17 protein-coding genes are annotated in these 22,018 nt (G+C 45.4%); 9 read left to right on the top strand and 8 right to left on the bottom strand.

Annotated elements, in window-relative coordinates:
- Positions 1–18: 18 nt before the first annotated feature.
- The 3 genes from AB4249_RS16050 to AB4249_RS16040 are packed head-to-tail and all read right to left on the bottom strand — an operon-like array spanning position 19 to position 4,398.
- A complete protein-coding gene (locus AB4249_RS16050; protein WP_372103913.1) occupies positions 19–1,152 on the bottom strand; it encodes a lipocalin-like domain-containing protein in 1,134 nt (377 codons plus the stop codon).
- On the bottom strand, positions 1,152–3,686 hold the full coding sequence (locus tag AB4249_RS16045; protein WP_372103978.1) for an ABC transporter permease: 2,535 nt from the start codon (positions 3,684–3,686) through the stop codon (positions 1,152–1,154). The genes AB4249_RS16050 and AB4249_RS16045 overlap by 1 nt, the downstream gene beginning before the upstream one ends.
- 4 nt (positions 3,687–3,690) lie before the next feature.
- The gene (locus tag AB4249_RS16040; protein WP_108192246.1) at positions 3,691–4,398 is read right to left on the bottom strand and encodes an ABC transporter ATP-binding protein; all 708 of its coding nucleotides are present in this window, start codon (positions 4,396–4,398) and stop codon (positions 3,691–3,693) included.
- Positions 4,399–5,133: 735 nt separating this feature from the next.
- Here AB4249_RS16040 and AB4249_RS16035 point away from each other — a divergent pair.
- From AB4249_RS16035 to AB4249_RS16005, 7 genes are all read left to right on the top strand, one after another.
- Positions 5,134–5,820 carry a DeoR/GlpR family DNA-binding transcription regulator gene (locus AB4249_RS16035; protein WP_102332710.1) on the top strand — a complete coding sequence of 229 codons (687 nt, stop codon included), beginning with the start codon at positions 5,134–5,136 and terminating at the stop codon, positions 5,818–5,820.
- 197 nt (positions 5,821–6,017) lie between these two features.
- Positions 6,018–7,187, top strand: a complete 1,170-nt coding sequence (gene fucP / locus AB4249_RS16030; protein WP_372103910.1) for an L-fucose:H+ symporter permease — start codon at positions 6,018–6,020, stop codon at positions 7,185–7,187.
- 66 nt (positions 7,188–7,253) lie between these two features.
- A complete protein-coding gene (locus AB4249_RS16025; protein ID WP_029236428.1) occupies positions 7,254–9,002 on the top strand; it encodes an L-fucose isomerase in 1,749 nt (582 codons plus the stop codon).
- A gap of 59 nt (positions 9,003–9,061) precedes the next feature.
- On the top strand, positions 9,062–10,510 hold the full coding sequence (fucK, locus tag AB4249_RS16020; RefSeq protein WP_017059997.1) for an L-fuculokinase: 1,449 nt from the start codon (positions 9,062–9,064) through the stop codon (positions 10,508–10,510).
- Positions 10,503–10,937, top strand: a complete 435-nt coding sequence (gene fucU / locus AB4249_RS16015) for an L-fucose mutarotase (RefSeq protein WP_372103907.1) — start codon at positions 10,503–10,505, stop codon at positions 10,935–10,937. The genes fucK and fucU overlap by 8 nt, the downstream gene beginning before the upstream one ends.
- A gap of 18 nt (positions 10,938–10,955) precedes the next feature.
- Positions 10,956–11,603 carry an L-fuculose-phosphate aldolase gene (locus tag AB4249_RS16010; RefSeq protein WP_029236427.1) on the top strand — a complete coding sequence of 216 codons (648 nt, stop codon included), beginning with the start codon at positions 10,956–10,958 and terminating at the stop codon, positions 11,601–11,603.
- A gap of 46 nt (positions 11,604–11,649) precedes the next feature.
- The gene (locus AB4249_RS16005) at positions 11,650–12,798 is read left to right on the top strand and encodes an iron-containing alcohol dehydrogenase (RefSeq protein ID WP_121602281.1); all 1,149 of its coding nucleotides are present in this window, start codon (positions 11,650–11,652) and stop codon (positions 12,796–12,798) included.
- 258 nt (positions 12,799–13,056) lie between these two features.
- On the opposite strand, the gene AB4249_RS16000 is transcribed toward AB4249_RS16005, so the two are convergent.
- From AB4249_RS16000 to AB4249_RS15990, 3 genes are all read right to left on the bottom strand, one after another.
- Positions 13,057–14,961, bottom strand: coding sequence for a bifunctional UDP-sugar hydrolase/5'-nucleotidase (locus tag AB4249_RS16000; protein WP_372103905.1), 1,905 nt, complete (start codon positions 14,959–14,961; stop codon positions 13,057–13,059).
- A gap of 301 nt (positions 14,962–15,262) precedes the next feature.
- Positions 15,263–16,252: a zinc-dependent alcohol dehydrogenase family protein gene (locus AB4249_RS15995; protein ID WP_017059992.1), complete on the bottom strand. Its 990-nt coding sequence runs from the start codon at positions 16,250–16,252 to the stop codon at positions 15,263–15,265.
- Positions 16,253–16,272: 20 nt separating this feature from the next.
- Positions 16,273–17,061: a phytanoyl-CoA dioxygenase family protein gene (locus tag AB4249_RS15990; RefSeq protein WP_017059991.1), complete on the bottom strand. Its 789-nt coding sequence runs from the start codon at positions 17,059–17,061 to the stop codon at positions 16,273–16,275.
- Positions 17,062–17,382: 321 nt separating this feature from the next.
- Here AB4249_RS15990 and AB4249_RS15985 point away from each other — a divergent pair, with 321 nt between their 5' ends.
- Positions 17,383–18,573, top strand: coding sequence for a GGDEF domain-containing protein (locus AB4249_RS15985; RefSeq protein ID WP_017064270.1), 1,191 nt, complete (start codon positions 17,383–17,385; stop codon positions 18,571–18,573).
- On the opposite strand, the gene AB4249_RS15980 is transcribed toward AB4249_RS15985, so the two are convergent.
- Together AB4249_RS15980 and AB4249_RS15975 are read right to left on the bottom strand one after the other, a co-directional pair.
- Positions 18,560–19,441: a multidrug transporter gene (locus AB4249_RS15980; protein ID WP_372099890.1), complete on the bottom strand. Its 882-nt coding sequence runs from the start codon at positions 19,439–19,441 to the stop codon at positions 18,560–18,562. The two genes, AB4249_RS15985 and AB4249_RS15980, sit on opposite strands and share 14 nt — an antisense overlap.
- Positions 19,442–19,584: 143 nt before the next feature.
- Complete coding sequence (locus tag AB4249_RS15975; protein WP_372103902.1) at positions 19,585–20,916, bottom strand: MFS transporter; 1,332 nt, start codon at positions 20,914–20,916, stop codon at positions 19,585–19,587.
- A 317-nt stretch (positions 20,917–21,233) separates the two neighbouring features.
- Between AB4249_RS15975 and kduD the strand changes: the two genes are divergently transcribed.
- Positions 21,234–21,995, top strand: coding sequence for a 2-dehydro-3-deoxy-D-gluconate 5-dehydrogenase KduD (gene kduD, locus AB4249_RS15970; RefSeq protein ID WP_017067926.1), 762 nt, complete (start codon positions 21,234–21,236; stop codon positions 21,993–21,995).
- The last annotated feature ends 23 nt before the right edge of the window (positions 21,996–22,018 follow it).

Below are 22,018 nucleotides of genomic sequence, written 5' to 3'. Positions count from 1 at the left end.
CCTTTATTAATACACGACTTAATACCCAGTCAACTCCATATAGCCAGATCCGGAATGAGAACCTTTAATCATGATTGGCCCCTCCCAATAAGGAACCGACAGCGGCATTTTTGCTTCTGGATTGAGCGCCGAGACGGTCAGTTCTATTTGCTGGCTTGGAATCGAAACTTGCCACTCTGTTGGGTAGTCACGCCCGTCGATTTTAGTTTGCTTGATGGCGGTTAAGCTGATGTCTTGCTGCTTAATCGTGATGCCGGAGCCATCTTGATTCATCAACCTTGCATGGGAATAATTGGCTTTGCCTGTTGTTGAGTTTCGAAGTTGAAATACCACCAAGCTGGTTTCATCACTCAGCCTCAGCGCAAACCAATCCCAACCTTGTTGTGAGTCGAGTAAAAACTGAGAGCTCCACTCTCTGTCTATCCAACCTTTACCAGACACCTGATGCGTGATGCCATCAATGGTTACTTCGCCCGATACATCGATGAATGGTTGGCTGTAGTAATAGGAAGCCACTTTGCCATCGCTACTTTTAGTGCTGTAGCCTTGTTCGCCTTGCTTTTGATAAGGCGCGTTGTTGGTTAACTTAAGCGAGTATCCAAATTGACCCGAGTTAGCGACCAATGTAGCTGGGAACAGGTCATCGGTCGTCGACGTCCATTGCCAGTCATCAAGATAGACACGAAATGGTGAAGCGCTTACTCCTGCCAGTTCTGCTTGGTTACGTGACCACTTTTCATCGGCGTAGTGTTTGTCTCCGGTCGTGACGGCACTATGTGCCATGTAGATCTGCTGACTTTGCCACGCGGTTTTCTTATTACCATTGCCACTGTCCTGTGGTGCAGAGGCGAAGCGGAATTGTGTCCATTGCACGCCTAACGCATTGCCTTCTTCATCAATCAAGTTTGCGGTTAAATACCACCATTCATGACGAAAATTAGGGTGTGCTTGATGGTCGGCAGGGAAGGTGATGTCGATACCTTTTACTACCGGGGTGAATTGCTCAGTCTCTTTTTGTACTTCATTCTCGGTTTGTGCTCCAGTACCGAGTATCGAACCCATATTTTGAGCTGATGGTTGTGTGGACTCCTCGCATCCTAAAAAGAATAAGGGGGTAAGCGTGAGAACAAAAACGCTTATTGCTCGATTCATCACAACACCTCGCTTTGCAAACTGGATACCACGGGTTTACTGACCAAACGCCACAGTGGAATCAAGGTCGCAATCACCGCCACTAAAATGGTGATGGCTGCGATGCTGAGTGCATCACTCCAATTCCACATATAATTTAAACTCCAACCAAAGGCGCGCAGGGTAACGATGTCCGTCAACACATAACCGACCATAGCGCCGAGTGGTAAAGCGATAACCAGAGTGAAGGCGACCAGAACTACGATTTGCCCGACCACCATCGCCATCAATTTTCGCTGACTAACACCGAGCGCGTACAACCTTGCAATAGCGGCTTTGCGTGCATCGAGCAACATGAAACAGGCGCAGAACAACCCTATCACCGCCACCATTAAAGTGACGCCATTAAGCGCCCGAGTGATGGCAAAGGTTTGTGAGAAGATATCTAAAGCGATCGATTTGATCTGTGCTTGATCGTAAAGCTGACTTGGGTGCAGATTGAGTTGCTGGCGTAGCTGTTCGTACACCACTTGTGGGTCGCCAGAAACTTTGATTCCCAAGCTGGTGGGCAAGTCAGTAAATCCACTTTCGAGCCATAAATTAGGTGCAAGCAACACTTCGCCATTCGGTGAGCCGTAATCGTGGAAAATCGCCCCGACGATGAGTGTTTTGTCTTGGATCGCGTCGAGCTTGAGTTGGCTTCCAACGGGCAAGCCGAGCTTCACCGCCGTAGGTTCGCTGATTGCCACGAACTCACCTTGGTAAAAGCGAGTCCAGAAATCATCAAGGTGGGATTGGAATACCATGGTTTGCTCAAGTGTGTCTTTGTCTTTGGTGCCGAGCAAAGTCGGTAAGCCCTGCAAGTTATCGTCGACATAATATTGCTTATAAACGGTTTCAACATTTTCAAACTGCTCTAACGCACGTTCCACATTCGCGATTTCACCTTGGGCAGGGCTAACGTAAATGTCTGCGTGTAATCGCTGTTCTAGCCATTGTTTCAAGGTGGATTCAAAGCTGCCGACTAAGGTATTCATTCCCATGTTAGCGGTGACGGCGAGAAGCAACGCCATCATGGCAAGGGAGAGAGGGGAGATAAGTTCACGCAGCTCAGCGAACAGATATTGTATCAACCCCGATTGGGTACGTTTTTCGCTCCAGTTCGCTAGCACGCTGAGTGTTTTGGGCAAATACAAAGGAATCGACACCACTAACACTCCGAGCCATGCTATGGTGAAGCGATGATGTTCGCTCAGCCATAACCCTGCTAACGCGACAATGGTTAATACTGACCCGATAACAAACAGCTGATTTTCGTTAGACGTTTCCGGCGCTTGATAGAAACCGCCATGGGAAGAGAGGGGTTGTCGCACTCGCTGTTTAAAGTGCTGCCAACACGCGACAAGCGTTGCGGCCAGCGTGAGTAGCAGTGCCTGCACTAACCATTGCCACTGCCATGTGCCGGGAAGCAGTGTTGCACCATAAAGTTGCTCAAGCGTTATCGCGACGGTTGGGTGTAGCCAATGGCTGAGTTGAATGCCGAGAATGAAACCAAGCGACGCGCCCATTGTGACTAAAAGAACCAGCTCGACTAGCAGAGCTGAAAATACGATGCTTGGCGCAATCCCAGCTTGTTGAATTTGCACCAACAGCCGATTACGTTTCAGCAAACTGTACTTCACGCCATTGTAAGCGATGAACAGGCCAACCAAAAACGCCAACAAACTCATGGCGGTGAGGTTGAGGTGAAAGCTATCGGTAATTGAACCGAGATCCGTGCTTTGGTTGTTGGAAATCCATTGCCCCTGTTTGCCGATAAGGCTTTGCCATTTATCCTGAGTATTGCTGTTCGTGTCGCTCTTAGTGTCAAAAATAGCGATGTAGCTCAGTTGCCCTTGCTTGTTAAGCAGTTGCTGAGCGAACCCAATATCCATCAACATTCGGCTACCGAGCTGCCATTCATCTGGCAATACCACGACTTTGGTGAGCACTTCATCCAAAGTGAGTGTGTCTACTTCGTCCAAACTCTGGTGCTGAGATTGGCTCATCATCACAATGGGTTCACCCGCTAAGAGTTGCGGCAAAGGTAAGGCGTTGTCGAACAGGGAAATGTTTGGTTCTTTGGTTTGAGTGTTGCTTTGTTCGTCGACGCGAGCGTGACGAGATCTTGAAGTGAGGGCGGCGATCAACTCACTGCCTTGAACTGACCAACGTCGACCTTGCTCGTCTCTTACTCGCCCTTCTATAACAGGCAGTGCTGCGCTTAATCCGCTTTGTCTTAAGCTGAAGTAGAGCGATTCCGACAAATAGTTTTGCCCTGCTGGTGGAATGATAAGGTTCTGCGCTTGGGCGCTAAGTTGCTCGGTCGATTCTGCATAACTGCGCTTGGCATTGAGGTTGATGGCTTGCACTGCGACAAACAAGGTGACCGCTAACACAATGCCTATCAGAATCGCTGCGGCTTGCAATGGTGATTGACGATAGTGTGCCGCGAATAGGTTCAGAGTCAGTTTGGTATGGGTGAGCTGGTTCTGAACGAAGCCAGTTTGCTTCATTGGATTACTCACAAAGTTGCTGCTCTTTGGTTTTGGTTCGATCTACGTTCTTTAAACAACCATCATCTAACACCAATTTTGTCTGCATAAAGCTGGCACATTCCGGGCTGTGCGTAACCAAAAGCACGGCAGTGTTGCCTTGTGTAGTGATTTCACTCAGCAGTTTCATAACCTCTAACCCTGCTTTGTGGTCGAGGTTGCCTGTGGGTTCGTCGGCAAGCAATAGTTTGGGTTTATGGGCTAGCGCACGCGCTATTGCGACTCGTTGTTGTTGACCGCCAGAGAGTGCAGATACATGCCTATCGAGCAATTCACTGATGCCTAACGCTTCCACTAAGTAATCGCACCAGTCGCCCCATTTTTGTTGATTTAAATGGAGAGGGAAGGCGATGTTCTGTTTTACGTTGAGTGGGGTTAACAAGTTGAACTGTTGAAAGACAACGCCCAAATTTTGATGGCGGAATCGGCTCCACTGTGGATCTTTCCAATCTAATGAGTTCTCGCCATCGAGCCACAACTCACCACCAGATAGAGGTTCAAACCCCGCAATGATGTTCAGCAGAGTACTTTTCCCGCTACCACTCGCCCCTGTCAAAGCCACGCTTGCCCCTGTTGCCAAAGCGAAGTCGACATTTTCCAACACGCTATGAGTGTCTTTACCATCAACAAAGCTTTTGCTGGCATGTGTGAGTGTGACAATTGGGCTTTCCATTTCCTTTCCTTATAAACAAAACCTACCATCAAAAGGTGTCGTTACTTGTGGCAATTACTGAAGCGACAAGCTCTATAAAACTGTAGACAACAATTTGAAAAAGAAAGCGATTTATATCGAATAATTAATAACTTGTACTGCGAAAAGAGAGAAATAGATCAGTGTGAGGAGGAATACAGGTGTTTGTGGGAGCTTAGAGTCACCTCAGAGGCTTTCGAATTTATCGTCAGACGGTTCGTGACCACGTTTAAGTGCAATAAATCATGGTTTAACGTGTTAAAGGTTTTCTTTATGAAAGTGTGTTGGGGGAGGGGGATAGTGCTGTTTCTCTAACTTGTTAATGCCCCCAAGTTTCTTAGAGTATTAATTCTCTTGTTTTTACCCACTTTAGTTAGCCAAGTTCAACTAATCATTGTTTCATGTTTACTTGGTGGATTCTTATTACTGTCTCTGTGCAGACATTTCGTGTCCTCCCCTCTCCTGAGTTATACGCTTTGGTCTAAATAGGCAAGTATTCGCAATATCATTCAATCTATGTAAGTGGTGATTACAAGCTGTTCTAACAATTATAATTCCTTATTAATGAATGACTGTTTTTATAAGTTTCGGGCATTTGTGTTTAATAGTCCACAATATCAGTCACAAATCGGTCAATAACGGGCTTGATGGCGATTTCGTCACAGTTTTGCCATTTTTTCATTGGTAAATTAATAATCAAGCAAGCGGGAGACCATTATGAGAAGCCTACAAATTGTTGAACTAATAAATGATCAAAGAAGTGCAACCGTCGAAGAAATAGCAGAAGCCTTTAATGTTTCTGTGGAAACCATTCGTCGAGATTTAAAAAAGCTTGATGAATCGGGCGCACTTAAAAGAGTTCATGGTGGGGCTATTAGTGTTCAAGAAATTGATGAAGGTCTTTCTTTTCATGCGCGTTCTAAGGACTATATAGAAGAAAAGGAATTACTGGTAAGCAAAGCGTTAGATTATATTAAAGAAGAAATGGTAATAGGTTTAGACGCAAGTTCATCAAGTTGGTGTCTCGCTCGAGAGATTCCAAATATCAGTTGCACTATTATTACCAATTCTCTTCAGAATGTTATTGCCCTTGAAGGTAAAAGTAATATTAATGTAATTTGTACTGGTGGCAGTTATTCCGATAAGTACAGTAGTTTCTATGGTCCACTAGCAGTGGAGACACTGGCTAATATGTCTTTGGACGTCTGCTTCTTTTCCTGCGTTGGGTTTGATTATGACTCAGGAGTTTGGGATTCAAATGAATATAACTATCAAATAAAAAGAAGTTTTATCGATATATCTGATCAAGTTATTCTAATTGCCGATAAATCTAAATACAAAAAAAGAAGTCTTCTTAAAATATGTGATAACGAATCGGTAGATGTAGTAATAACTGATTTGTAATAACGTGAAACAAAATAAACTTTAAAATAAAAATAAATAATTTAATTAATAAATAAGGATATCTTATGAATGATACTCTCAATATAAGTTCGTCTGAAACACAGAGGAATAATAAAGTAGAGGTAATACCAAAGGAAATTAAATTTGCTTTTTGGCTACTATGTTGTTGTTTTGCCATGTGGGGTTTGGCAAATAACATGACTGATGTACTTATTGCACAGTTTCGAAAAGTATTTACTTTAACCGATATGCAATCCGGTTTGGTACAAACGGCTTTCTATGGCGCTTATTTTTGTTTGGCTCTTCCCGCTGCGCTTTTCATACAGCGATACAGTTATAAAGCCGGAGTGCTTTTGGGCCTTGGATTGTTTGCAACCGGCGCACTGCTATTTTATCCCGCCGCGCAAGCAATGGAATATTTACCTTTCTTGCTGGCATTATTTGTTCTAGCTGGCGGTCTCTCCATTCTAGAAACAAGTGCCAACCCATACATATTAGCGATGGGTCCTGAAGAAACCGCAACTCGACGTCTAAATATTGCTCAAGCTTGTAACCCTATTGGTTCGATCACTGGGGTGTTAATTGGCAAATTTTACATCTTATCGCAACTAAACCCTGCAACGGATAGTGAACGTGCGGCCATGGCTGCTGACGAACTAGCGAAAATTCAATCTGACGAACTGTACGCAGTAATGATGCCCTATATGGGCGTAGCAGTTGTTATTGCTTTAATTTGGCTATTGATTCTTAAAACTAAGATGCCGGCCGCAAAGGACACAAGTACTACCGGTGAGTCTACATTTGGTCAGGCGTACCGCCGTATTGTCAAGCGAAGCCACTTCACCAAAGGCGTGTTAGCTCAGTTTTTCTATGTCGGTGCGCAAATTGGTTGTTGGTCATGGACTATTCGTTACGTGATGCAAGAAGTCGGCGGTACAGAAGCAGATGCATCAACATACCTACTGACATCTATTGTGATTTTCTCTGTCATGCGCTGGGTTTGTGTCGCGCTGATGAAACACATTGAACCACAAAAACTACTTGCTGCTTTGGCTGCGATCGCTGCGATTTTAGTCGCTGTAATCATGGTAGTGGGTGGGTTAGCAGGAGCTTATGCACTAGTCGGTGTGTCTGCATGTATGTCTCTGATGTTCCCGACTATTTTTGGGCTATCACTGAGAGATTTAGGGTCTGATTCAAAGTTTGGTGGAAGCTTCTTAATCATGGCAATCCTGGGTGGTGCACTGCTAACCGCCATCATGGGGCAAATCTCAGATGCAGCAGGCATTGGTGCCGCATTTGTTATCCCATTCATTGGCTTCGTTTACCTAGTGTACTACGGCGCAAAAGGTTACCAAGTTAAGTAAAGAATTATCCACAGGGGCAGCATTAACCTGCCCCCTGAATTAAAGAAATAATAAGGAACATCAATGATGTCACAGTTAGTTAAAATCGGTATTCGTCCTACCATCGACGGTCGTCAAATGGGTGTACGCGAATCTCTTGAAGATCAAACTATGGGAATGGCTCAGCGCGCAGCTCATTTTATTCAAGAGAATATTCGCCATGCTAGCGGAGAGAAAGTGGAGTGTGTCCTTGCCGACTCTTGTATTGGTGGTGTAGCAGAATCTGCTGCGACGGCTGACAAATTTAAACGTGAAAATGTGGGCCTTGTACTGACAGTAACACCGTGTTGGTGTTATGGCACAGAAACCATTGATATGGACCCGCATACACCAAAAGCCATCTGGGGTTTCAATGGTACTGAGCGTCCAGGTGCAGTATACCTAGCCGCCGCGATGGCAGGCCACTCACAAGTGGGTTTACCGGCATTCTCAATTTACGGCAAAGAAGTGCAAGACGCAGGAGACGAGTCAATCCCAAGTGACGTACAGGACAAGATTCTTCGCTTCTGCCGTGCAGGTTTAGCCGTCGCGTCAATGCGCGGTAAATCTTATCTCTCGATGGGCTCTGTATCTATGGGCATCGCGGGCTCTGTGGTTAACCCTGAGTTCTTCCAGAAGTATCTGGGCATGCGTAATGAATATGTCGATATGACAGAAATCAAACGCCGTTTGGATCGAGAAGTCTATGACAAGAAAGAGTTTGAACTGGCACGTGCTTGGGTACGAGACTGGTGTAAAGAAGGTAAAGATTATAACGGCACCCCTTTCACCGAAGAGCGTAAAGCAGAGGATTGGGATACCGTCATTAAGATGACCATGATCATGCGCGATTTGATGCAAGGCAACCCAAAACTTGCAGAGCTAGGCTTTGGTGAAGAATCGCTAGGACACAATGCTATTCTGGCTGGCTTCCAAGGTCAGCGTCATTGGACAGATCATTTGCCCAATGGCGATTTTTCAGAGGCCATCTTGAACTCCTCATTTGATTGGAACGGCATTCGTGAACCAATCTGTGTGGCAACAGAAAACGACGCGTTGAACGGCGTAAATATGATGTTTGGTAAGCTACTGACGGGTGAGGCTCAGGTTTTCCATGATGTTCGTACCTACTGGTCTGAAGATGCGGTAGAGCGTGTGACAGGGACCCGCCCAGATTCCGGTTTCTTGCACCTGGTTAACTCTGGCTCAGCAGCGCTCGATGGGGCAGGTAAAGCGAGAACAGCTGATGGTAAGCCGGCGATGAAACCGCACTGGGAACTGACACAAGCCGACGTTGAAGCGTCTCTAAATGCAACGAAATGGTGCCCAGCCATTGAAGAATACTTCCGTGGGGGCGGCTTCTCGTCTCAGTTCCTAACTGAAGGTGGTATGCCATTTACTATGCATCGAATCAACATTATCTCGGGTATTGGTCCAGTGCTGCAAATTGCTGAGGGGCACTCTATCGAACTGCCAGAAGATGTTCATAATACCCTAAATGAGCGCACTAACGCGACTTGGCCAACGACCTGGTTCGTCCCTCGCTTGACTGGCCAAGGCGCATTTAAATCGGTTTATGACGTTATGGCAAACTGGGGCGCTAACCACTGTGTTATCACTTCAGGCCACGTTGGCGGCGATTTAATCTCTCTCGCTGCAATGCTGCGTATTCCGGTATCGATGCATAACGTGGATAGCCAAGACATCTTTCGTCCGCATACTTGGTCTGCATTTGGTCAGGATGTTGAGGGACAGGACTATCGCGCTTGTCAGAACTTCGGCCCTATCTATAAGTAATTCAATAGGTAACTAATTTTGCCTGCCCCAACTTGGGGTAGGCCTTAAAGGGGTGAGTTATGTCGATTGCTATTATTCTTGATTGCGGAGCCACCAACGTCCGCTCTATTGCGATTAACCAGCAAGGTGAAATTGTTGCGTCGCACTATATTGCTAATGAAACGCTACAGAATGGCACTAAACATGTTTGGGATTTTCAACAGATTTGGAAAAAGCTTGTTGAGTGTTCAAAGCAGGTAACGGCTCAAATTAATTCGACGGATATTGTTGCCGTTTCTGTCACTACCTTTGGAGTGGACGGGGCGCCCTTCGATAAAGATGGAAAGCAGATCTATCCCATTATTTCTTGGAAATGTGCTCGTACCGCGCCTGTGATGAGCCAGATCTCGCAAGATATTGACCGCGATGAACTGTATTTGACCAACGGCATCGGGGATTATTCGTTCAATACCTTATTCAAGCTTAAGTGGTTGAAAGACAACGAACCAAAAGTCTATAGCAATATGGATAAGTGGGTGTTTATTTCGTCGATGTTGACACAAAAGCTGACGGGCGAATTAACAACCGATCGAACGATGGCTGGCACGTCGATGATGACGGACCTAGACAGCGGTGACTGGAATGAAGGGGTATTACAGTACCTAGAGCTGACGAAGGCGCACTTTCCTCCCATGGTTGAAGCGGGCGAAATAGTGGGTTGTTTAAAAGACGATGTCGCCTTCCTGCTTGGCATTCCAAACAGAGTTCCAGTGATTTCAGCAGGTCACGACACTCAGTTTGCTTTGTTCGGCTCTGGTGCCAAAGAGAATCAGTCTTTCTTAAGCTCAGGGACTTGGGAGATCTTGATGGCTCGTTCGCCACGTCCTCAGTTAAAACCTGACTATCTCAAAGAGGGCATGACAACAGAGCTTGATGCTAAAAATGATTTGTTTAACCCAGCAATCCAATGGCTCTCTAGTGCAGTAATGGAATGGGTCGCCAACACCTACTTTACGGATATTGCCGAGAGCAGCAGTAAATACGCGGTGATGGTTTCGGAAGGGGAAGCGGCCCCTATCGGTGCAAATGGCGTTAGGTTCGATCCATCCTTTTTACTTGGTGGTGACGGTAAAGGAAATGGTGCGATTACTGGCCTGTCCATTAATGCCACAAGGGGTGAGATATACCGCGCCGCTCTAGAAGGACTGGCCTTCAAACTCAAGAGCAGTCTGCACTATCTTTCCACGACTTGTCGCTTAAATACCGAGTGTTTAATGGTGGTGGGTGGTGGGTCTAAAAATAGACTGTGGAACCAAATAAGAGCTGACGTTGTTGGCATCCCTATCCATGTGGTTGAACAGCCTGAAGCCACAGTGACGGGGGCAGCGATGTATGCCTTTGCAGGGGCTGGGGTATTTATTGATGCCAATCATGCCCAAGAAAATATGAAGCCTGCTTACCAAGTCATCACCCCGTCTGAGAGCCGTGAACAATACGCCCAGTTATTGGAGGAAATACACAATGCTTAAAGGAATCCATCCGGCAATAAGCCCAGAACTGCTTGCCGTATTAAGTCGAATGGGGCATGGCGATGAAATTCTGTTTGCCGACGCCCATTTTCCTGCGGAGACGTTTGGAACGCATGTGGTGCTAAGAGCCGATGGCGTGAATATCGATACGCTGTTAGAGGGCACAATACCGCTATTTGAGCTCGACGTGTACTGCCAAAGCCCGCTGATCATGATGCAAGCAGTAGAGGGTGACCAGCTCGACCCAACAGTTGAATCGAAATACATGGCGGCAATCACAAAGACCACGAAAGACAAGCCTGCATTAGAACACATGGATCGTTTTGATTTTTACGACCGCGCCGAAAAATGCTTTGCAGTTGTACTGACGGGCGAAACCGCTAAATACGGAAACATCATTTTAAAGAAAGGCGTAACGCCAGCTTAAGGAAGTAATACGATGACAATAACAAGAAATGAACTAGCACAAGACATTATCGATACATGCTTAGAGATGACTAAGCTGGGATTAAACCAAGGCACCGCAGGTAATGTCTCGGTGCGCTATGAAGGTGGTTTATTGATCACTCCAACGGGTATTGAATATGAGAATCTGACACCGGAAAAGATCGTTTTTGTAAGCGAATCCGGAGAATTTGAGGAAGGCAAAATTCCATCAAGCGAATGGGCTTTCCACCTAACCTGCTACCAAGCGAGAGAGGATTGCCATGCCGTTGTTCACAACCACGCCATTAACGCGACAGCAGTGTCTATACTCAATCGTCCAATCCAGGCGATCCACTATATGGTTGCAGCATCGGGCGCGGCAGAAATACCTTGTGTACCTTATGCTACCTTTGGCTCTCCTAAGTTGGCTGATTATGTAGATGCTGGCATTCGTCAAAGTAAATCTATTCTTCTTCAACATCATGGCATGATCACCGTTGGTGAAAATCTGAAGAAAGCATTGTGGTTAGCACATGAAACCGAGGTATTGGCTGAGCTTTATCTCAAGTGTGCAGCGATTCAGCCAGACGTTCCAGTGCTTCCAAACCAAGAGATGGATCATGTACTCGATAAGTTCAAGACGTATGGATTGCGAGTTGAGAAGTAATTGATATCGGCCCGATCCGTCGGGCTCTTACCGTAAAGGAATGACTATGGTGTTTGCATTAAATTTACCAAAACTATCATTATCCGGCGTAGGTGCGGTGGCAGAATCTGTTGCAGTGTTGGACTGTCGACCCGTAAAAAAAGCAATGATAGTGACAGATAAAAACCTTATTGAATTGGGGATATTAGATTCTCTTTATTGTGCACTCGATGATAAAGGGTTCGATTATGTCACCTTTGATAAGGTCACCCCTAACCCGACCGTTAGTTTGGTTAATCAAGGTGCTGAGTTTTACCAACAGAGCGGGTGCGATTGTTTGATTGCGGTTGGTGGCGGTAGCCCTATTGATTGTGCGAAAGCGATTCGTATTGTCACATCAAATGAAGGCGAAATCACCGATTATAATGGGGTCGGCCTGGTTAAGAATAGCGGTGCGTTCTTTATTGCTATTAATACAACGGCGGGAACAGCGGCGGAGATGACGTCCAATTCGGTGATTACCGATGAGAAGAATCTCGTTAAGATGGTGATCGTCGACACCAAACAGATTCCAGATGTTGCGGTTAACGACCCATCATTGATGGTTGGTTTGCCTGCCTCTGTTACCGCTGCAACGGGTATGGATGCGCTGACCCATGCCATTGAGTCGGTTGTGACTCCTGGCGCCCATCGTTTAACACTTCCGACCGCACTCGAGGCGGTTAAGCTAATTGCCAAATGGCTGCCTATGGCAGTAAAGGATGGAGCGAACATAGAAGCTCGGTCGGCACTTGCTGATGCGCAATTTTTAGCGGGGATGTCGTTCAACTCAGCCGGATTAGGCGCGGTTCATGCGTTGTCACATCAGCCTTCGGCAACACACAACCTAGCGCATGGCGTTTGTAATGCTATCTTGCTGCCTGTGGTGAGCGCATTCAATGCTCAAACGGTTCCAAGTGCGTTTAGGGAAGTAGCTGAAGCGATGGGTGGGGATACGTCTCAGTTAGACGACACTAATGCAGCCCTATTAGCGGTGGACCTGATTTGCACGTTGTCTCGTGAAGTGGGTATCCCTTCTGGGCTGGCTCATCTTGGGGTTAAGCATGCGGATATTGATGGTTGGGTTCAAAAAGCCATGGATGATGTTTGTATGGGAGGCAACCCAAGAACGTTGACCAGTGAAGACGTTTATCACCTTTACGAGTTGGCGTTATAGCAACCGTGTAGTGGTACTGTAGTGGCTGAGTGAATTTGGCCACTTGATTGGAGGTTTGCAATACTTGAAGTGATTCATAATCACTAATTTAGGAAACTCGCTGAGAAGATTTTGTCCAACTATGAGTTGGCCTTTGCAGATCATTCATCCAATATTAACCGTTTTACTCAGTACAGATGTGGTGTTGGAAAATGGGAACAAAAACGACCTAACCACGCTCTAAGCGTCGTTAAGTCGTTATTGGTTTGAGGTCAGGGGTTAATTGAGTGCTTCGATCAGAGTGATTTCGCGTTTGATCTGCTTACTCTCTTGCTCAGTTGCCTGCGCCAGTTTCTTTTCGCGTGTGGTTATGGCTGCTTGTTTGGCTTCGTCAGATGTGAACATCAGTTCTTTTACGTTGATAGAAGCGATGTTTGTGTAGCGGCCATCGTCACTGGTCGGGATTGATATGGTTTCATCATTAATCAAAGACTTTACGATCTCTCGCTGTTCATTGTAGCGGCTCTCTAAACCAGAAAGAGCCCATCGCTGCTGAGTTTTACCTTCATACTGACCGTTCTTTTCTTCTTTAAGATACTTGATTGTCATATTACGGATCGTGCCTGCTTCTTCTCCATACTCTGCTTCCGTATCAAAGAGTACAGGGAATGATTCACCTTCTAGCACGCCGCCTTTCTTGGTTAGATGACCCATTCGATAGCTATTCATACCAATACGGATTTCTGTTTGATCAGTAACCGGTGTGCCATCTGCAAACGCGAGGTTGGTGATGCGTGTACCTGCAGGCTGAGTGAGGTCGATGGTATAAGTCACGCCCGCGAAGAAGTCATTAGTTGAGTATTTTGAAGCTCTGCGTTCAGGGTTAAAGCTGTAGGTCACATCACCGGGTTGCACTGAGTTGAAGTAGCCCGCAGACCATTCCATGTAGGTTCTTAACTCTTTGCCTGTCATCTGGTAGACAGTGATTTCGCCACCTGCGTATTGGTAGTTGTACGCGATGTCTTTGGCTTTGATTGGGCCAACATCGAGCTCTGCATTGTCGTTGTCTATTTGAAGTGCAATGACATTGGCTTTGGGTGCATAGAAGAAGCTCGCTTCTTGGTATAGCGCACTGATGCCTGTGTCTTGAACGTGGACTTGAGGGATACCGCGGATTTCATTTTCAGGGACTAAATCAACGCCGGTAAGCTGAGCGACAGGTCTGTTCGCCATTTCTCGGAGTTGTTTGTGATAAGGCTGGTATAGCTCGTCCATATTCTGATCAGAATCTATACCTTTAATTTTATAGGTGAAGCTGTCTTTGTTGACGAGAGTGAATGTGCCATCGCGCTCTTCAAATTGAAGATCAATACGAGATAGGGCGCGGCCATATTTGTCGGGTTCAGTAATAATAACGCCATTTACAACGGCTTTATCGATGCGAGTGTGCATGTGGCCAGCGACGATGGCATCAAGCTCTGGGTTTGCATTGGCAATGTCGGTGACACCGGTGTCGGCAATGTCATTCTCGTTCTCAATTCCCATATGGGCAACCAATATGATGGCATCCACTTTATCATCAATCTCTTTGACGATTTTCTTCACTTCCAAGGTTGGATTAGTGAAAGTGACGCCTTCTAAACGGTTGGTACCTTGCGCAAAGACCTCCGTCATTGGGGTATCCATTCCGATCACGCCGATCTTAATGCTACCGCGTTCTAGGATGGTGTAACCAGGCAGGAATGGGTTTCCGTTTTTGTTCTTGATGTTGCCACCGAGAGACTGCCCTTTAAATTGGGTAACGGCCCTGTTGAGGGTTTTGAGGCCAAAGTCGAATTCGTGGTTACCTAAAACCCACACATCGTATTTCATGTGATTAAAGCCAAGCATCATTGGGTCAAAGGGCTCGTCTTTGAAGGTTTCTACGAAGTTGCCTTGGATGGTATCGCCAGCGTCGACAAGGATAATGTTAGATTGCTCTTTGCGGATCTCACCAACTTTGGTCGCGATTTGGCTCAAGCTACCACGAGTGTTGAGTTTATCTGCCGCGTAATCCCACGCCATAAAATGACCGTGGATATCTGAAGTACCCAGTATCGTGACATCGTGTATATCGCCATCAGCTGCAAAGGTGGGAAAGGCTAGAGAGAGTAGGATGGCGCTTGATAGTATGTGTCTTTTCATAAGTATGTTCACATCGTGGTTTTAAGTATGACGCTACCATATAGAATCGAGGTTATCTTATGGGTGATCAGTATCATATTTCTAATGATATAACTAATTGATGTTTCAAATAAATGTGATTCATGACCATCTCGTAACCACTTAAGTTATGGAGAAATGCACCACAACTCTTCGCTATCTTTTCAATCTTCGATTTCTTTAATCAAACTTCCTAAGCGATGGTGTATTAACAAGCACGCTTGTAAGCTGTTGAACGTCTTGCCTGTTGAAATAAACAAGGTATATATCGTCCAACTCTCACTTACTGTGGCAGTAAGATGATCTTGCCCTCTAGGCGTGTGGTTTTCGATTCAATGAGATCAATCGCGGTTTGCACTTCATCGAATGGTAGATAGCGGTCAACGTCGAGCTGAATGTCGTTTGTGATGAAGTGATCTAGCATGGTCGTGAACTTATCACGGCGAACATCTTTACCTTCTGCTTCCTCCCAATAACGCAAGAAGAAGGTGCTGAAATCGATGTGTTGGTTTTTCGCGTACTCAAAGAAGCGTGGCTCGTAAAAATCCAACGACAGCGTCCCATAGTTGATAAAGCGCCCGTTGTTGCCAAGGGTGTGAACAAGATCGGTTCCGGGTGAGCCGCCAATCGCATCAAAGGCAACGGTTGGCATAGGCAAGCCTAATGCCTTAATTTGAGAAACTAGATCAGCGTTCGCATCTATCACCCAACAGGAAGTGGCAGGGTATTGTGTCTGCTGTGATGTAACGACAATGATGTTGAAGCCGAGTGATGCTGATAACTGGGAGAAGATCTTACCGATGGCTGAACTGCCCGCGTTGATGATCAACACATCCTCTTGGGTCAGCTTGGCTATTTCTGTCGTTAGCACCCATGCGGTTAGCGCATTAATGTACAACTGACAGGCGTAGCCATTGTCTAAATGTTGAGGAATTTGGAACAGATCATCTGGTGATACATCGACATAGTTCTGCCATGTTCCACTGGTTGCCACAAGCACTCGTTGATTCACTATAAACTCAGCACTGCTGGATTCTACAATCCTTCCTACCGCTTCAAATCCCGGTACTCTCGGCGGCTGATGGCTATGTTTGTATTGGCCCACACCATAAATCGACAACAGATCACTAGGGTTGATGTTAGTCGCTTCAATTTGTACGCGAACTTTATCTTTGTCTAGTACCCCTAAAGCGACATGTTCTAACTTGAGAGATTCTTTTGGCTGACCGAAACGGAACTGGCTAATTCGGGTATTTTGCTTAGTGTCAGTCATAGTTTGGGCACCTTTATGGATTATGAGTACTGCATTGATTTTAAGTGTAGCGTGTTCATAAACAACCTTGGGTCGCTAATATTGCTTAACATAGCTGGCGTCGGTAAACAGTCGTCATCAACGTAGTCGACATAGTCTGCCGCCGAATCGAAGATCAAAATATCCAAAGCCAAACGATCCAAGCCATATCGGCCTCGGTGGATCATATCCGCTGAAAACACCAATAAGTCACCTGCGGCTAACGGTATCTGCTTACCACCAGAGATGTCATCGCTGCTCACTTTGCCGTTTTCTTCTTGGCGAACATTGTACTCTTCTTCGTTATCCCAACGTTTGTGCGTGCCGGGGATAAGTTCCATGCCGGGCTCATCAAAAAGGGGCACTCGCAGATGCAATACTTGGGTTTCCATGATGACTTTCATCTGGTCATCAATGTCGTAGTCGTATTGACAGTCACGATGCCAGAAGTCTTTTTGCTGCGGGTTTACTGGGTTGAAAAACAGCTGTGTATTCATGAATGCCGGCTTGTTCGGAATCACCGCATCAACCACATCCATCACTTGTTTCGAGCTGATGAAGTCGAAAAGCACGCTTCTATCGTCGGCAGGCAAATACTCGCTTCCCGTAATTAAAGACGAGTTAAATGCTTCTTCTTTATAGAATTCTTCGTTGTCTGCTTTCCATGATTCATGAAATTTCAGCACGACTTTTCTAAGCGATGCAATTTGAGCTTCATTGAAATAATTTCTGATAACAAAGTAACCATGTTCGTCGTAACGGTCACTTAATTGTTGGCTGTTTTCTACCACTGGCTACCTTCGTTCATTCTTTGCTGTATAATAACTAAGGTCAACAGCCCCTAGAGATTTCTTGGGCGCATAATGCCAGACAGTTGTCATTCAACCAAGTAACGAGTGAAGAAGCCTATAGATTCGGTGATGTTATGAAGCAATATTGAGGGCGAGTGTTACATGCCTATCCACATCATGGACTCATGCGACAAAAATCTCCGCATATGTGATCTACCCCCTTTTTTTATAAAATGAAAAGATTCATATGGTGAATGTTTTTGTGGTTTGCATGATTATTGACCATGTTGAAATTTGGTTGCGTATGGAAGATAGAAAATCATGGATGGTTTTTCGCTGGATATGAGAACACTTAATTTTATTATTATTTTGTTCTCTTTCATTTACTGCATTGGCTTGTTGCTGTTCCAATTTACCCAACAGTCCATTAAAGGGCTTTCAATTTTTTCGATTTCAATATTTGTTATCGGAAGTGGGCCGTTGATGTTGAGCCTAAGAGGGGAACTCCCTGATTGGATCACTGTTATTGGCGCCAACATGGTCATTGCGCTTGGCTTTCATCTCGCTTTGTATAGCTTGTGCCTGTTTCGAGAATATTCCCTAAAATGCACCTACCTCAGCAGTCTGATGATGTTGGCTCTTTTGCTAGGTTTTATTCACTTCACGTACTATGAACCTTCCATCAAAGCTCGAATTATTCTCATTAGTTTATATTTGGCCTTTGTTACTCTTTGCACTGCCTTTGTGGTGTTAAAGGGTCAACGTGATGACTTGACCCTAGCAACTCGAATGATGGCCTTATCATTTTTGATATATGGTGGGTTTATGGTTTTCCGAGTACTGGTGACGCTATTTTCAACTGAGCTTCAGGATTTCATGGCAGCCGCACTCATTCATCAACTTGCCTTTTTAATGAGTATTGTTCTTATCGTGTCGATGAGCTTCACAATGCTCTGGTTGATTAATGCAAGGTTGCTTAGGTCTATTCATGACCTGTCTTACAGCGACCCTTTAACGGCACTTGGAAACCGCAGAGCTTTAGATGAAATGGTTTCAGTCGTCATGAAGCAGGCGGGGACTGCACCTGTTAGTGCCATTATGATGGATATTGATAACTTTAAGTCGATCAATGACCAACACGGACACATTGTGGGTGATCTCGTGATCAAGTCTTTTGCTGAAATGGTTCAAAGTGCAATCAAAACATCGCCAACAGCCAGTGCGTTTCGTTTTGGCGGAGACGAGATAATGATTTTATTGCCCAATGTTAATTTCCTACAAGCACAGGCTATTGCTTGTAAGCTGCGATTATCTATTTCAGAGATCTCAGCCGTACAAGGGAATGAGATGTTTCTGACGTCGAGTTTCGGTGTCGCTCAGCTTCACCCGCATGAGAGTTGGAATGGGTTTATTAGCCGAGCCGACAAAGCGTTATATCAAGCGAAAACAAACGGTCGCAATATGACTTCAATTTGTCCTAGTCATATTAACGAGCTCGTCACTGCCACATAACCAATACTGCTGCGATAGAAAGCAAGATGAGCGCAAGAATGTCTTTGCGCGCGATGCTTTGCCCTAACCAGAAATAGGATATCAACACCATGAAGATCACTTCGACTTGCCCGAGTGTCTTTACGTACGGCACGGCTTGAAGCGACATCGCGCTAAACCAACCCAGAGAACCGATAACACTCGCTAAGCTTGTCATGATGACTAGTTTCGACTTCTTGAATATCAGGCGCAGCGTGTCGCGTTCTCTGAAAAAGAGATACGTACAGATAATCACTGTCTGAAGGGAAATGACGAGGAACAGTACCCAAGCAGCGCTATGAGGGAAGGGTAACCCTATGCTCAAACTTGCTTCCCGTACCCAAAGAGACGTTAAAGCAAAGGCGGTGCTACACGCCATACCTAATAAGAACACTTTCGGGGACAAGCTTCGCCAGCCAGAAGCGCTACTCATGATTAGCACGCCTAAAGTACCAATAAGTACGCCGACCCAACCTGTTAGTGTCAAAGCAGTACCAAAAAACAATACGGATAGCACAGCAGATACGGGGGCTTCACACTTGGCTAAGCCTGCGCCTATCGCATAGTTTTCGAGCTTGAACAGCATCACCATTAAGCCGGTCGCGAGGATCTGCATGATGGCGGCAGCAACAATATAGAAAACAAACTCACCCGAAAAATCCGGTGCGGATACGGGCTGCCATTGATAGAGGGCGCAGAGGTAAATAAGGGCGATAGGGCTAGCCCAAATAAATCGCGCTAACGTTACGCCAGCCACGCTCATGGTGCCACTTAATTTACTTTGAAAGGCATTGCGCCAAGATTGGCTAAAGGCAGCAAGGAGAGTAAAGGCTATCCAACTAAAAGACATGACGCGTCCATGTGTTATGTAATTTGGTGGTGATACTAACAAAAAATCACTTGATAAGAAGTGTCATTATCTGTTTATAGCCACAGGCTCACCTTTATTCTCTATTCGGCAGTAGAGATATCTTCAACAGTTCGATGCTTTCTTCAGAAGATCGGCTGTTTATTGTTTTTGAAATAGAACAGCGCGCTGATCAAAACGAACAGTAAGGTGAAGTAATAGAAAAAAGAAGACAGTGAGGCCAAGAAGGCAAGGTTCTGTTCTATTTCTTGTTCGGTGTAGCCCTGAGACACCAACTTATAGTAGTAAGCGTACAAGATACCGATCAGACCGTATCCGAGGTTAAACATCAAACCTTTGAAACTAAGAACGGTGGCTCTGTTGTGTGATTCGGTTTTTTTATTCAGGTGGTAGCTGATGAAAATGTTCATCGTCATGATGATAAAGATTAATACTAGTGCCGGAATGACTCCGTAAATCGACCAACCTAAACTGATCCAGTAATAAGTCGCCATGCTTGCCAATCCCATAACCACAATGAAGGTTTTAGCCTCCATACTCTCTGCTAATCTTCGGCTTTGTCCTGCCAATATAATCTTAAGCAAGCTGATACCCGCACCAATAAAACCAAAGTAGATAATTGGAATATCAATGGCCAGATAGTATTGGCTGTTCATGGTTAGGAACATGCGTGAGGTGTGTTCGAATAGGCTGTAGTAGAGCAAGATGAACAGCACGTAAGGCGTAGCGAATACCCATTTACCTGCATCGATCGTCAATTTAAGACTTGAGATGGTGGTTGCCAATTTGGTTTGGTCGCTTGGCATCAGCTTTTTCTCTTCGCGCATATTAATCGCGGCATAGATAGCGATCATCGCTACAAATAGGGTGGCGAACACAGGAATACGCATCAGATCTTTGGTGCTTTCTGGTTCGGCTAGTCCAAGGAAATGAAAGATGTTCGTCATAAAATTCACGTCGTACATCGCCGCACCAATTAGTGTGACAAAGATACCGACCGTTGAGGCGACACGAAGCTGGATTTGCAGCACTCGAGGCCACAACTCTTCATTGCCTTGTTCTTTTAAGGTGTCGTAAGCCAATGCCTCGTCAGCACCGCTGGCCAGTGCCATCGCTAAGCCACTGAGAATCCGGTTAATCAGAAAAACAATGAACACCAAGTCTGGGTTTCCGGTTGGTACGAGCGCTATCATGGCGATCTCAACAAACATCACAATCGAAGACAGCACCACCAGTTTCTTGCGGCCTAAGGTATCGGCGAATGCACCCGACGGTACTTCAGCAAGCACAATGGTGGCCGCCCAAACTACATTGAGCATCGCGAATTGAGACAGGGTTAACCCGTAATCTAAATAAAGTAGGGTGAATATAGGGTAGTAAAAACGCGCAAAGTAGCTGCTTCTAAACATCAAGAAGTAGCGGACATTGGGAATGTTAAGGATCTCTTTGAGCGTCATGATAATTTCAGTAATTTAGATAACACATTATTATGTATAACCCTTTTACTCTTTTAAATCATGGAATTGTTGCCAAATCCCTAAAATATCTGGTTTGGGTGATCTTCGAACTCATTGTTCATAGTGGGTTATAGGTTTCTCGTCTTCAAATCACTTTCCCCTATTCATTTAGTTTGTGGTGCCGTTTCACTTGTTCGACTGATTTTGGTGCAAGATCGAACTTCTACAACGTCGCTCTCGTATTTACATCTTATTGTATGATTTAATTATTGGTAATAACGATACGCAATGAATCCAATGTAATTGAGGAAGCGAGCATGATCTTAGAGTCATTCAGTCTGGAAGGTAAAGTAGCGATAGTGACGGGCTGTAACACGGGGCTTGGGCAAGGTATTGCATTAGGCCTAGCGGAAGCAGGTTGTAAGGTTGTCGGTGTTAACCGAACAGAGCCTGAAGAGACTATTGAGAAAATGAGTGCAGCAGGTCATTCGTTCCTAAACGTGAGTGCTGATCTTCTCGAGCAAGCGTGCATTCCAGGGGTTATAGAGCGCACTTTGGCTGAGTTTGGCCAAGTCGACATTCTCGTGAACAATGCAGGAATTATTCGCCGCCAAGATGCTATTGAGTTCTCAGAGCAAGATTGGGATGACGTAATGAACGTGAACACCAAGACGGTGTTCTTTATGTCTCAGGCTGTTGCAAAGCAATTTAAGGCTCAAGGTACTGGCGGAAAGATCATTAACATTGCATCGATGCTCTCATTCCAAGGTGGCATTCGAGTTCCTTCCTATACGGCTTCAAAAAGTGCTGTGATGGGCGTGACACGTGCGATGGCGAACGAATGGGCGCGCGATAATATCAACGTGAATGCGATAGCCCCCGGTTATATGGAAACGAACAATACTCAAGCTCTGCGTGAAGATGCTGAGCGTAATCAAGCGATTCTTGAGCGTATTCCGGCTGAACGTTGGGGTAAACCGCAAGATATCGCAGGTCCTTGTGTGTTCTTAGCATCATCAGCATCGGATTACATTAATGGCTATACCATTGCTGTTGACGGTGGTTGGTTAGCACGCTAATTAGTTTTTTATTCTAAATTTTG

The organism is Vibrio sp. 10N.261.55.F4, from assembly GCF_041470465.1.
GTDB lineage: Bacteria > Pseudomonadota > Gammaproteobacteria > Enterobacterales > Vibrionaceae > Vibrio > Vibrio crassostreae_C.
Note: the sequence above shows the minus strand (reverse complement) of the source record. Positions and strands in the feature narration are given on the sequence as shown.

Coding starts and splice junctions, on each gene's coding strand:
- AB4249_RS15995 (WP_017059992.1), bottom strand. CDS start 16,252: ATGACTGACACTAAGCAAAATACCCGAATTAGCCAGTTCCGTTTCGGT.
- AB4249_RS16000 (WP_372103905.1), bottom strand. CDS start 14,961: ATGAAAAGACACATACTATCAAGCGCCATCCTACTCTCTCTAGCCTTT.
- fucP (WP_372103910.1), top strand. CDS start 6,018: ATGACTGATGTACTTATTGCACAGTTTCGAAAAGTATTTACTTTAACC.
- AB4249_RS16035 (WP_102332710.1), top strand. CDS start 5,134: ATGAGAAGCCTACAAATTGTTGAACTAATAAATGATCAAAGAAGTGCA.
- AB4249_RS16025 (WP_029236428.1), top strand. CDS start 7,254: ATGTCACAGTTAGTTAAAATCGGTATTCGTCCTACCATCGACGGTCGT.
- AB4249_RS15975 (WP_372103902.1), bottom strand. CDS start 20,916: ATGACGCTCAAAGAGATCCTTAACATTCCCAATGTCCGCTACTTCTTG.
- AB4249_RS16045 (WP_372103978.1), bottom strand. CDS start 3,686: ATGAAGCAAACTGGCTTCGTTCAGAACCAGCTCACCCATACCAAACTG.
- AB4249_RS15985 (WP_017064270.1), top strand. CDS start 17,383: ATGGATGGTTTTTCGCTGGATATGAGAACACTTAATTTTATTATTATT.
- kduD (WP_017067926.1), top strand. CDS start 21,234: ATGATCTTAGAGTCATTCAGTCTGGAAGGTAAAGTAGCGATAGTGACG.
- fucU (WP_372103907.1), top strand. CDS start 10,503: ATGCTTAAAGGAATCCATCCGGCAATAAGCCCAGAACTGCTTGCCGTA.
- AB4249_RS16005 (WP_121602281.1), top strand. CDS start 11,650: ATGGTGTTTGCATTAAATTTACCAAAACTATCATTATCCGGCGTAGGT.
- fucK (WP_017059997.1), top strand. CDS start 9,062: ATGTCGATTGCTATTATTCTTGATTGCGGAGCCACCAACGTCCGCTCT.
- AB4249_RS15980 (WP_372099890.1), bottom strand. CDS start 19,441: ATGTCTTTTAGTTGGATAGCCTTTACTCTCCTTGCTGCCTTTAGCCAA.
- AB4249_RS16050 (WP_372103913.1), bottom strand. CDS start 1,152: ATGAATCGAGCAATAAGCGTTTTTGTTCTCACGCTTACCCCCTTATTC.
- AB4249_RS16040 (WP_108192246.1), bottom strand. CDS start 4,398: ATGGAAAGCCCAATTGTCACACTCACACATGCCAGCAAAAGCTTTGTT.